This window comes from Gaetbulibacter sp. M235 (assembly GCF_043876835.1).
In the GTDB taxonomy this organism is placed as follows: domain Bacteria; phylum Bacteroidota; class Bacteroidia; order Flavobacteriales; family Flavobacteriaceae; genus Yeosuana.
Window position 1 is genome coordinate 42,882 of sequence record NZ_JBAWJZ010000003.1, and the last position, 13,291, is coordinate 56,172.

Consider the following 13,291-nt stretch of genomic DNA (forward strand, 5'->3'; position numbering starts at 1 on the left):
ATTTTTTTCAATAGTATAGTCTCGGGGTCATCACCGGATTGATAAACATAGTGGGTTAACCATGCATTGATTTTTTGCGATATATGCTTAACAGTATTTATGATTAAACCATTTAATATTGACATCTAAAGTTAAAAAAACAATATTTTTTAGTCAATGATAAATGTCATTCAATTAATATGGCTTATAGTGTCAGTTCGAGTAAAATTATTGAAAAGAATTTGTATCGAGAACCATTGAATAAGTGAACTTCTCGATACAAAGTTGTTTCGCTGTACTTCACAAATCCACTCGAAGTGACACCCTTTATTTTCCTCCCGGAGGACAGTGTGATTTTAAATAATTGGTATACAAGGTTCTTAAATGCTCGGTAGTCCCTTCCCCTTCTCGTATGCCATGTGTACGGTTTGGGTAGGCCATAAACTGAAATTGTTTGTTATACTTCACTAATTCATTAATTAAGATTTCAGCATTTTGATAATGAACATTATCATCACCCGTTCCATGAATATATAACAGATTTCCAACCAAATTTTTGGCATAAGTTACTGGTGAACCATTTACAAAATCTTCCAAGTTTTCTTGTGGTAAACCCATATATCGCTCTTGGTAAATATTATCGTAAGTCAACTGATTAACTACAGCTGCTAATGAAATACCTGTTTTGTATATTTCAGGATATTGAAACATTAGATTTAATGTTGCCGATCCGCCGCCACTATGACCCCAAACAGCAACTCTATTTGGATCTACAAAATCCCATTTCAAGATTTCTTTTGCTGCCAAGGCTTGGTCTTTTATATTTATTTTACCAATATTTCGGTAAATACTTTTTCTCCATTCACGTCCTTTTGGAGCTGGTGTACCGCGGTTATCCAATGAGATATAAATATACCCATCGTCTGCCATACTTCCATTATAATTTCTATTTCTACCTATTCCATAAGTATCTGTTACAGTTGTTGTTGCTGGCTCTGAATAAACATAAAATACAACAGGATATTTTTTAGTAGCATCAAAATTAGTTGGCTTTACCATCCAACCATCCATTTCAACACCTTCTGAAGTTTTAACTTTAAAAAATTCTACATTAGGAGTCTCTTGCAGGTTTGTTAAATTAGCTTCTATACTTTCACTAGCCTTTACCGGTTTTTGGGTTGCAAATGAAATAAATTCTCTTGATGGGCGTGTAAAATGGTTTGAAAATGTGTGTATGGCATAAGTTCCTGTAGGCGACACACTATATCCATGTGTTCCTTCTAAAGTTTTAGGACTTAATAGTTGCAACTTCCCATTACCATTTAAACTGGTTTTATACAGATAACTTTGCGTAGCATTATTAGGTGATGCCATAAAATACACATACCCTTTTTTGATGTCTATATGGGTTAAATCTATAAAATCATAAGCTCCTTTAGTAATAAGTTTTTCTGGTTTTCCTTCTAAAGACACATTATATAAATGTCTCCATCCATCTTTTTCTGAAGTCCATAAAATACTTTTTCCTCCATTTAGCCAAATAAAATTATTTGTAAAATCAATTGTATAAGGATTTCCTGGCTGATAAATATCTACCCAAGCGGCATCACTTTCTTCTTGTATAACTTTTGAAACACCCGTTTTAGGTTCTGCAATAAAAAGTTTACTGTGATTTTGTTTTCTGTTTAATTGCTGAATCAATAACTTTTTAGTTGAAGGAATAAACTCCATACGCACTAAATAATTCTCACGTAAATCTCCTGGAATATCCATCCAAGTCGTTTTTGCATCATCAACAGTTACAACACCAACTTTACATAAAGAAGGCTTTTCACCTACTTTTGGATATTCAAGAGGCACTATTTTTGAATAAATGTCATCCGTATTATTAATCATGTAAAACTTTTTAATATCATTGGCATCAATTTGCCAATAGGCTATGGATTTACTATCTGGACTCCAACGAAATCCATCTCTACAGGCAAACTCCTCTTCATATGCCCAATCAAAAGTTCCGTTAATCAAGGTTATAGTTCCATCAGTAGTAAGCGCTTTAATTTTTGAAGTGCTTAAATCTTCCACATAAATATTGTTTTCACTTACATAAGCGACTGACTTTCCATCAGGAGAAATTTTAGCAAACATTAAAGACGATTCTGGCAAACTTTTTCCTATCTGTTGTAATGAACCAGATTTAAGGTCTAAAACCCAATAATCGCCTTTTGTATTTATTCTCCATACACGTTTAGTGTTTGTAAATATTAAGACTTTTTGTTCATCATCAGAAAAAGTAAAATAACTAACAGCAAGTGGGTTTTTACTACCCATAGGCGTTAATTGTTCTTTAGATATTAAGACTTTAGAATCGTTTGAAGGTAGTGTGTATTGAACAATATCATTGTTTTCAATTCTATAATACGATTTACCATCGTTTGACCATTTAAATCCTCCTTGAGAAAAAACTTGAAATGATACCAGTACGATAAACGCAAAAAATAATACTGATTTCAAATGTATCTTAAAACTGAAAATCTTTTTTAAACTGCACATATAATTAATTTAAATAATAATTTATAATTCTTTTTGATATTAAAAAGAGGTTCAAATCTACTATTTAATTTTAATTTTAAAGCTGATTTTTGATAGGTTTAACAGAAAATGAAATGAAATTTAATCCGTATTTACATTGCGTAATCTTAATGCATTGGAAATCACAGAAACTGAGCTAAAACTCATCGCCAAGGCTGCTAACATAGGTGATAACAGAAGACCAAAAAACGGAAATAAAACACCCGCGGCAATAGGTACACCTATACTATTGTAAATAAGAGCAAAGAAAAGGTTCTGCTTTATATTCGTCATAACCTTAGTGCTTAAATTATGGGCTTTTACAATGCCATGTAAATCTCCTTTCACTAGGGTAATTCCAGCACTTTCAATGGCAACATCTGTACCTGTGCCCATTGCAATACCCACATTGCTTTTTGCAAGGGCCGGTGCGTCGTTAATACCATCACCTGCCATGGCTACTTTTTTGCCTAGATTTTGAAGACGTTCTACTTCACTTAATTTATCTTGAGGCAACATATCTGCTTTAAAGTCTGAAAGATTAAGTTCTTCAGCAACTGCTTTAGCTGTATTCTTGTTGTCTCCTGTGAGCATCACAACATCAATACCTCGTTTTTGTAAGGTTGCAATCGCTTCTTTACTCGTTTCTTTTATCTTATCAGAAATCACCACATAACCCACCACGTGTTTATCAACCGATAAAAAAGATACTGTTTTACCTAACGATTGTTGTTTGGACACATCTTTTTTAAGTTTTTCAGAAATAGAAGCCTTTATTTCATCCATCATTTTTTTATTTCCCAAGGCTACTTTTTTAGACTCAATAATTCCAGTGACTCCTTTTCCTGTTACCGAATTAAAATCATCTACTTTTAAGGAGTTTAGTTTTTTTTCTTTACCATATGCTAGAGTAGCCTCAGCCAAAGGATGCTCACTATGGCCATTCACAGACATACTATATTGAAGCACTTTATCTTCATCAAAATCACTTGACTCTGCCACCACCATATCCACCGAAGGTTTTCCTTCTGTTATAGTTCCTGTTTTATCAATAATAAGAACATCTATTGTGCTTAATGTCTGTAAAGCTTCTGCATTCTTGATAAGCACCCCAGACTTTGCCCCTTTTCCAACGCCTACCATAACCGACATGGGTGTTGCCAAGCCTAAGGCACAAGGACAAGCTATAATGAGTACTGCAATAGCATTTACTAACGCATAGACATATTTGGGTTCTGGGCCAAAAATCACCCAAAGTATAAATGTTATAACCGAGATAGCAACAACAATAGGTACAAAATAGCCTGAGATTTTATCGGCCAACTTCTGGATAGGCGCTTGACTTCTGCTTGCTTTATTGACCATGTCTATAATTTGGGACAGCAAGGTATCAGACCCTACCCGTTCGGCTTTCATAATAAAAGACTGTTTACCGTTAATAGTTCCCGAACTTACTTTGTCTTTTACAGATTTATGAACTGGCATAGGTTCCCCCGTAATCATGGATTCATCAATAGAACTTTCCCCTTCATGAATGCTTCCATCGACAGGAATTTTATCACCAGGCTTTACACGTAATAAATCGCCTATTTTAATAACATCTATAGATATGGTTTCTTCCTTTCCATCAATAACCCGAATGGCTTGATTTGGCGCCAATTTTAATAATTCCTTTACGGCGCTATTTGTTTTAGTGTGGGCACGTGCTTCTAAAACCTGTCCCATCAATACCAAGGTTAGAATAACTGTAGCAGCTTCAAAATAGACATGAACGGTTCCAAATTCGGTTTTAAATTCTTGCGGAAAAAAGCCAGGAACCAGCATTCCAAAAACACTGAATGCCCAAGCAACACCGGCTCCAATACCTATCAGCGTGAACATATTTAGATTCCATGTTATAATGGATTTATAGGCGCGTTGAAAAAACATCCAAGTAGTATAAAAAACTACTGGAATGGATAATGCAAATTCAATCCAATTCCAATATTTTAAATCCAATACTTCATACAACGGATTGTTTGGAATCATTTCTGACATCGCAATCATAAAAATTGGCAATGTAAAAGCCACACTCCACCAAAATTTCTTAAGCAATTTTTTATAATTCTTTTCTTCTGCTGAAATATCTGCTTTTAATGGTAGTAAATCCATTCCACAAATTGGGCATGAACCCGGTTCATCTTTAACAACTTCTGGATGCATTGGACATGTGTATTGTGTCCCTGATTGTTGCTTTATACCCACTTCTTCAACTAAATCCATTCCACAAACTGGACAATCACCTGCTTTATCATAGGTCTTTTCACCTTCGCAATGCATAGGACAATAAAATGTACCTGTTCCTTTCCCTTTTGGTTTTTCAGGTGATTTATGCTCGTGTGCATGTTGATGTTCTCCCGGCATAGAAATACTATATTGCCCATTACTATCTAACTCAAGTGCTACCTTAAAAGTTTCTAAAGGAATATGTGAGTTCATTTCAATAATGGCTTCTGCTTTTTGTAAATCTACCTGTGCACCAACAACGCCTTCAACATTATTAAGGGTTTTCTCAACATGAGACCGACAGCCATTACAGCTCATTCCTGAAATCTTATAGGTATGTTTCATTTGTTGTTATTGTTTTTTATGATGTTATGATTCAATAGTGGATTGGTTTTACTAATAAGCAAAGGTCTTTTTAATTAAGAACTTAATTGTGTACAATTATGGTTAAATTGTATCTAATTTTTTTCGTATCCTAATGTTTTTAAAAGCAGATGGCGTTAGTCCTGTAATTTGTTTAAACTGTCTTGATAAATGTTGTGGACTACTATAATTAAGTTGGTAGGAAATTTGACTCAAGGTTAATTCGTTATAAACAATCAACTCCTTGGCACGTTCAATACGCTGTTCTATGATATAATGTTCTATGGTATTTCCTTCAATTTCAGAAAATAATTTGCTTAATTGAGAATAGTCCATCCCAATTTCTAAAGCAATAAACTCTGAAAAGTTTTGATTTTCTGGCTTTTCCTTTCCGTGATGGATAAGTTGAACAATGATTGTTTTTATATTTTTTACAATAACGGACTCTTTATCTTCAACTAGCTCAAAACCTTCTTTTTCAAGGATGATTTTTAGTTTTTCTTTTTCCATTCCTGAAATATTCTGATCAAAATAGATGGTGCCTAAATCTACATGGTTGAAGTCTATATTGTTTTTAACCAATTCTTCCTTAACCACTTTAATACAGCGATTACAAACCATGTTTTTTACAGCTATTTCAATACTGCCCTGTTTCATTTTTTTAAAACTAGTTTACCGTAAACTGTAAAAATAATACATTATGATTCATAATAAGGCTGAATTAGAAGCACTTTTAACAACTTCTAATTCAACCATTACTTTTATTTGTGAAATGGGATTGATTATTTAGTTTGATTCATAGCCATTTCATGGTCATACTGGCAACAACTTGGTAATTCACTATAAGCTTCTGGATTGGCTGACATTTTTTCTGTGTCATATCCTGATCCTGCAATAGCATTATGAATTGCCATTTCATTTGTTTTTGTATCATCAAAGGAAACATCTATTTTTTTTGCATCTACATCCCAAACTGCTTTTGAAACGCCTTCAACGCTATTAGCAGCTTTTTCAATGGTACTTTTGCACATTTCGCAATTTCCTCTTACTCCAAAGCTTATATTAGCCATGGCAACGTCTTTAATCTGTTCTGTTTTTGCAGTAGGTTCGTTGTCTTTTTTTGCTTCATTTTTACAACTTGTAAAAACTATTGCTGCAATTACTGATACACTTAAAATTAACTTCTTCATGATTTTAAAATTTAATTATTTATTGATTATTATTCTATTATTTGTTTTGTGCTTCCACATTTTAACATAGCATCTCCAAAGTATGGATTAAAAATTTCTTTATCTAAACTAAGCCAATAGGCTCCTTTATTATCATTTGCCATGGGACAAAACTGACTGTAAATTGTTTGATTGACACCAAATATTTTAATAGCATTTGTTAAACTCAACGACAAATGCCTAAAAGACATTCTTGCTTCCCCAATGTTGTTTGCATTGAGAATTTGTTCAACTGATTTTTTTATTTTTTCTTCTGATGCCATCCAATTCATATGAGCATTTTGGTCTTTCAGCAATTCCATATTTACTTGTTTCAACTTTTCTGCAAGTATTTTGGATGATTGCTTTGCTGTTTCAAAATTATCTTTCACCAAGGCATCTTTTATTTTTAAGTATGCTTTAAAAACATCGTTTAACTCTTCTTGAAAAATAGAAGGCACAGATATTCTATCGAGCTTATTTTCTTCTTCATCCATAACTTTTGGAACAGAAACATTCATCATACTTGGTTTGCCTGCCAACTGAGAAGCCGCATCGACAGTAAATGTCCCTTTTACAACAATTTCATCTCCATCTTCAAGACCTTCCTTTATCACATAAGTGTCTCCAAGTGATGGCCCTAAAAGGACATTTCTTAACGTAAAGCTTACCTTATTGTCTAAATTGCTTTTCATATAAACGATGGAGCGCTCACCGGTCCACATGACAGCCGATTTTGGTATTACAATATCTTTGGAAGCCGATTTACTTGTATTGTTTTTAATAACTCCAGACACAAACATTTCTGGTTTTAGTTTATCTCCACTGTTTTTAACCTCGACCCTTGCTGTTGCCACTCTTGTTTGTGGATTAATCAACGGGTCGATAAATGTAATGGTACCTTTAAAGGTTTCTCCTGGTAATGATTGTACCGTGTAACTTACCTCGTCTCCAACGTTCACCCAAGGCAAATCACTCTCGTATACATCAAACAATACCCATAATGCAGATAAATCTGCTATTTCGTATATTGGCATACCGCGGTTTACGTAATCTCCTAATTCCACTTTTTTAGCGGTTATAATTCCAGATACATCAGCATTAATTGGAAATTGCTGAATCGGCTTTCCTGTACTTATTATGTTATCAATCGTATTTTTTCCAATTTTCCAGTTGAACAATTTTTGTTTTGCTGCTTCAAACAATTCTGGCTGTGTTTCTTTAATACTATAAGCTTGTAATAATTCTTCTTGAGCTGTTACCAATTCTGGTGAATACAGCATAGCTAATGTTTGTCCACGATGAACCTTTTCACCCGTAAAATTGATTTTCAAAGTCTCTATCCTACCAGGTATATGTGAAGATTGTGTATACAACTTACGCTCATCAATTTGAACCTTTCCATTTAATCTCAATTCTTTATTAGCTTGTTTACTGCCAACAATCATTGTTTGAATATTGGCCAACTTCATAGCGTCAGTTGTCATTTGAAAGCTATTTGCGTCAAGAGAAGAATTGTAGGAGTCTAAAGGAATTAAATCCATTCCACAAAGCGGACATTTTCCTGGTTTATCCATTCGAATTTGAGGATGCATTGAACAGGTCCAAATGGTTTTAACTGCTTGCTCAGTTTTATGATCATGTTCTGATTTTGGAGTATCATTTCCTCCAAAAATGAAACTACCTAACAAGATTCCTATACAAAGGATTCCTATGGCTTTTATAATATTTTTAGTTTTTGTTTTCATCATAGTCTTCTTTAGAAAGTAAATACTCTAATGTTGATTGTGCTATAAATTGATTTTTATTGGCGGTAATTGTTGATGTCTGTAACATTAACAGGTCTTGGTTCATTCGCAAAATTTCTTCAAAATTGGTTCCAGAATTACTATAAGCTGCCATTAATAATTTAATTGCTTGCTCGGTGCTTTCTACTTGTGTTTGATAGAGTTCTTTAAGTTTTTTAGCTTTAGATAAATCATAATTAGCTTTACTGTAATTAGCTTGTAAGGTGTTTTTTACGGCTTGCTTTTCATAATTTGCCGATTGCAACATAAAGTCTGCTTCCTTTTGTTTTGCGTTATATTTTTTTCTGAAAATTGGCAACGTAACAGAAAGCATAGGCATAATAGCGTCTTGCCCATTCATTTCAAGCCCAGGCACATCGCGTTTTGAAATGATTGAATAGTCTAAACCAACACCAATCATAGGATACCCTTCTTTTTTGGCAATGGTTTTTTGGGCCTCAAAAGAAGCTATTCTTTTATCTAGTTCTAACACTTTAGAATTAGAAACGAATAAACTATCAGAAACAATGGGAATTACAAACTCATCAGTCATTAATGAATCCGCAATATTTACAGCCTCATTCGCATTACGGTTTAACATACTATTAAAATCCACTCTTAATGGTTCGTTTTGGTCTTTTAACAACTGGATTTTGGTTGTGCTTTCATTGCGCTTAATATCAATTCTTACTACATCTACCATGGCTCCTTTTCCATTTTTAAACCTACTTAAAGCCAGCTCTCTGTAACTATTTAAAATCTGTAGGTTTTTTTCTTCTAGCTGAATCATTTTGTTTAACTCATACAGTTCTGCATAGGTTTTTTTAATGCTTAAAAACACGTCGTTTTTTGTATCGACATATTTTTGAAACATCGCTTCTGCCATTAAATTAGCGGCGTTTTGCTTAGCAGCTAATGTTCCAAACCAAGGAAACATTTGCATTAAACTAAACCGAGCTTCTTGAGCGCCTACCCTAGTTTCTATCATTCGCCCAAAAGCGCTCATTGTCAAAGTAGGATCTGGTAACGAACTTACTTGTGGCGATTTTTGCATTGCCGCTTCAAACTGAGAATAGACGGCTTTTATCTTAGGATTATTTTGTGCTGCAATTTCCAAATAGTTTTGCAATGTTTGACTCGTTGCATGTATTGAAAAGAGCAACAATACCAATAAAAATCCTTTTATATATTTATATGTTGTTTTCATTATTAATTTCGTTTAATTACAGATTCTCTCCAAAAAGCTTGTAAAACTGGCACGACAAACATGGTCATCAATTGAATAACCATGCCTCCAAATGTTGGTATCGCCATAGGGATCATAATGTCGGCACCTTTTCCTGTTGATGTTAACACAGGAAGCAAGGCAATGATGGCAACTGCTGCCGTCATCATAGCAGGCCTCACCCTTTTTTTACCAGCTTCTAAAACAGCTTCTCTAACACCTTCAATTGTTTTAGGTTGTTTCTCTTCAAATACTTGGTGAATGTAGGTTCCCATAATAACACCATCATCTGTAGCAATCCCAAACAAAGCAATAAATCCAACCCAAACAGCAACACTTAAATTGATAGGATGGATTTGGAACAAATGCCTCATATTGACATCGGCAACAGAAAAATTTAAAAACCAATCCTGACTGTATAACCAAAGCATTATAAAACCACCCGCAAAGGCAACAAAAACTCCAGAAAAATGAATGGATGATGCGATGATGGTTTTAAACTGAAAATAGAGCAATAAGAAAATGACAATTAAACTTATTGGGATAACAATTGATAACTTTTTAACAGCCCTTATTTGATTTTCATAACTTCCTGAAAATTTATAACTAACACCTTTTGGAACTACTAAATTACCATTAGCAATATTATCTTCAATTAGTTTTTGTGCATCATTTACAACGTCTACTTCAGCAAAGCTTTCCTTTTTATCGAACAATACATAACCTACCAAAAAGGTCTCTTCGCTTTTTATCATTTGAGGTCCACGAACAAATTCAACATCAATAAGATCTCCTAAAGGTACCTGAACTCCTGTTGGTGTAGGAACCAATATGTTTTTAATTTTCTCTGGGTCATCTCGTAATTCACGTGGATATCTAACCCTAACCGGATAGCGTTCTCTACCTTCAACGGTTGTGGTGGTTTTCATACCGCCCACAGCAGTTTCAATAACTTGTTGTGTTTTCTCTACGCTTAAACCATAACGGGCAATGGCTGACCGATTAATGTTGAGCTGCAAATATGGTTTTCCAACAATTCTATCTGCAAAAACAGCTTCGCTCTTTACTGAAGGAACTTTCTTTAAAATGGTTTCCAATTTAAAACCAAATTCCTGAATAGTTTCTAAATCTGGGCCATATACTTTAATACCCATGGGAGCACGCATACCTGTTTGCAACATGACCAAACGAGTTTCAATAGGCTGTAATTTGGGTGCAGAAGTAACTCCGGGAAGATTTGTAACCTTTAGTATTTCCTTCCAAATATCGTCTGAACTCTTTATTTTAGATCGCCAGTTTCTAAAAAACTCACCATTTTCATCAAGTATCAAATCTTTTTCGGAAACACCTTGCATTAATGCATCGTCATTGGATAACTTTTTTCCATTAATTAGTATGAAATTGTCTTGATTATCTACTTTAAATCGCTTAGGGCTTCCGTCTTCAAAAGCGATATATTCTGGTTTGTAATTAATCATGTTTTCATACATGGAAATTGGAGCAGGATCAATGGCACTTTCAACACGGCCCAATTTTCCAACTGAATTTTCAACCTCAGGAATATTGGCCACTAGCATATCCAATTTTTGAACCGTATTTTTGCTTTCTTCCAATCCAGCATGTGGCATTGACGTTGGCATGAGTAAAAAACTACCTTCATTTAATGTAGGCATAAATTCAGAACCGATACCAGGAAATGTTTCAGAAATTGCCAACCATGGTTTGGTGTCTTTAATCTTCCATCCTATTTTTTCAAATCCTTTACCTACAAATCCAAATGTGCTATCAAAACCAACCCAAACAAATAGCCCAAACAATAGGGTTACTAATGGAATCAACATAAATTTGCCTTTGTTACTCAAGCACCATTTCAGCACAGGTTCGTAAAAATAAACGATGGCCAATAAGGTTCCCAATATGAATCCCATTAAAACCAGTATAAATAGATAGTTTACTATCAAATTGTTTTGAGGACCTAAAGGCAACCATTCTTCTGCTAAGAAAAAAGTAGCGACCAATAAAGTAATTCCTATATTGATATAGTTAGAATATTTATTGAATTGAAGTGGTAGTTTATGTTCAAACAACATATTTAAGCCCAATACACACAACGCTAAAGGAAGCCACATATGCATGAAAACAGTCAATAACAAGCCTCCAACAATCAAGATAATTCCCCAAATTCTTCTTACTCTTTTTTTGTCATAATTAATTCCAAAAACAAAATGTGCCAAGGCAGGCAGTACCACAATACCCAATACAAAGGCTCCTAGTAGTGCAAATGTTTTAGTAAAAGCTAGTGGCCTGAACAACTTTCCTTCTGCTCCAACCATGGCAAATACAGGAATAAAACTCACAACAGTTGTTGCTAACGCGGTTGTTATTGCAGAAGCTACTTCTTTGGTTGCTACATATATTAATTGGGTCAATTCTTTTCCTTTAACATTTTTATTTTCAGGCATTTCTAAATGCCTAATAATATTTTCAACAAACACGATACTGATATCAACCATGACTCCAATAGCAATAGCAATTCCAGACAAGGCAACTACATTTGCGTCAACACCTGCATACCGCATAATAATAAAGGTCATTAGTACTCCAACTGGCAATAAACTTGAAATGATTATCGAGGCTCTTAAATTCATCATCAAGACGAGCACCACAATAATACTAATCAAAATCTCATGAGATAATGCCGTTTCTAACGTGCCAATGGTTTCTTTAATAAGTTGTGTACGATCATAAAAAGGAACAATAGTCAATTGACTTGTTGTTCCATCTGCCAATACTTTTTTTGGCAAACCTGAAGAGAATTCCTTGATTTTGTCTTTAACATTATTGATAACTTCTAAAGGATTTGAACCATAACGAGCCACAACTACGCCACCAACTACTTCTGCTCCTCCTTTATCCAACACTCCTCTTCTAGTTGCAGGTCCCAAACTAATATTGGCAAGGTCCTTAATAAGAATAGGTTTATTATTGGTAACACTAACTACTGTGTTTTCTAAATCTTGAATGTTTTTAATATATCCAAGACCTCTAATAAAATATTCCGCTTTATTGATTTCAATGGTTTTAGCTCCAATATCCCGATTGGAATTTTTGACAGCCATCATCACTTGATCAATCCCAATATGATATGCTTTTAAGGCATCTGGATTAACATCTACTTGGTATTCCTTCACAAAACCACCTACCGATGCTACTTCAGAAACACCTGAAACACTGTTTAAAGCATACTTTACATAGTAATCTTGTACTGAACGTAATTCATCTAAATCCCAACCACCTGTAACATGTCCTTCTGGGTCTCGACCTTCAATGGTGTACCAATATACTTGACCTAGAGCTGTGGCATCTGGACCTAATGCTGGTTTTACATCGTCTGGCAACAAATTATTTGGCAGTGAGTTCAATTTTTCCAGCACACGTGATCTAGACCAATAAAAATCTACCTTTTCTTCAAAAATGATATAAATACTGGAAAAACCAAACATAGATGTACTTCTGATAGATTTCACATTCGGAATTCCTAAAAGTGAAGTTGTAAGCGGATACGTAATTTGATCTTCAATATCTTGTGGCGAACGCCCAGGCCATTCTGTAAAGACAATCTGTTGGTTTTCACCTAAGTCTGGAATAGCATCAACTGGCACAGGATCTTTAGGCAAGAAACCAACATTCCAGTTAAAAGGTGAAGTTGCAATACCCCAGCCAACAAAGGAACACAGTAGCAGAACTGTTACCAATTTGTTTTCTAAAAAATATTTTATGATTTTGTTTAACATATAATTTGATTAATAAACCATTAGACATTGGCATTTTGAAAACACCGAATACAGTTAGTCATCCTTAAGATAATTTAAGGATGTTACGTCTATTGTTTAAAA

7 protein-coding genes are annotated in these 13,291 nt (G+C 34.3%); all 7 read right to left on the reverse strand.

Translation table 11 applies throughout. The annotated features are described in order from the left end of the window. Positions 1-306: 306 nt before the first annotated feature. The 7 genes from V8G69_RS05500 to V8G69_RS05530 all read right to left on the reverse strand — a co-directional run bounded on the left by V8G69_RS05500 (position 307) and on the right by V8G69_RS05530 (position 13,189). Positions 307-2,490: a S9 family peptidase gene (locus V8G69_RS05500; protein ID WP_394880817.1), complete on the reverse strand. Its 2,184-nt coding sequence runs from the start codon at positions 2,488-2,490 to the stop codon at positions 307-309. A 159-nt stretch (positions 2,491-2,649) separates the two neighbouring features. Continuing rightward, positions 2,650-5,157: a heavy metal translocating P-type ATPase gene (locus tag V8G69_RS05505; RefSeq protein WP_394880818.1), complete on the reverse strand. Its 2,508-nt coding sequence runs from the start codon at positions 5,155-5,157 to the stop codon at positions 2,650-2,652. A 102-nt stretch (positions 5,158-5,259) separates the two neighbouring features. After that, positions 5,260-5,832 carry a helix-turn-helix domain-containing protein gene (locus tag V8G69_RS05510; RefSeq protein ID WP_394880819.1) on the reverse strand — a complete coding sequence of 191 codons (573 nt, stop codon included), beginning with the start codon at positions 5,830-5,832 and terminating at the stop codon, positions 5,260-5,262. Between the two features lie 125 nt (positions 5,833-5,957). Beyond that, the gene (locus V8G69_RS05515) at positions 5,958-6,365 is read right to left on the reverse strand and encodes a heavy-metal-associated domain-containing protein (protein WP_394880820.1); all 408 of its coding nucleotides are present in this window, start codon (positions 6,363-6,365) and stop codon (positions 5,958-5,960) included. Between the two features lie 29 nt (positions 6,366-6,394). Continuing rightward, positions 6,395-8,134, reverse strand: a complete 1,740-nt coding sequence (locus V8G69_RS05520; protein ID WP_394880821.1) for an efflux RND transporter periplasmic adaptor subunit — start codon at positions 8,132-8,134, stop codon at positions 6,395-6,397. Next, positions 8,115-9,377, reverse strand: a complete 1,263-nt coding sequence (locus V8G69_RS05525; RefSeq protein ID WP_394880822.1) for a TolC family protein — start codon at positions 9,375-9,377, stop codon at positions 8,115-8,117. Before V8G69_RS05525 ends, V8G69_RS05520 begins: the two co-directional genes overlap by 20 nt. A 2-nt stretch (positions 9,378-9,379) precedes the next feature. Continuing rightward, the gene (locus tag V8G69_RS05530; RefSeq protein WP_394880823.1) at positions 9,380-13,189 is read right to left on the reverse strand and encodes an efflux RND transporter permease subunit; all 3,810 of its coding nucleotides are present in this window, start codon (positions 13,187-13,189) and stop codon (positions 9,380-9,382) included. Between the last annotated feature and the right edge of the window lie 102 nt (positions 13,190-13,291).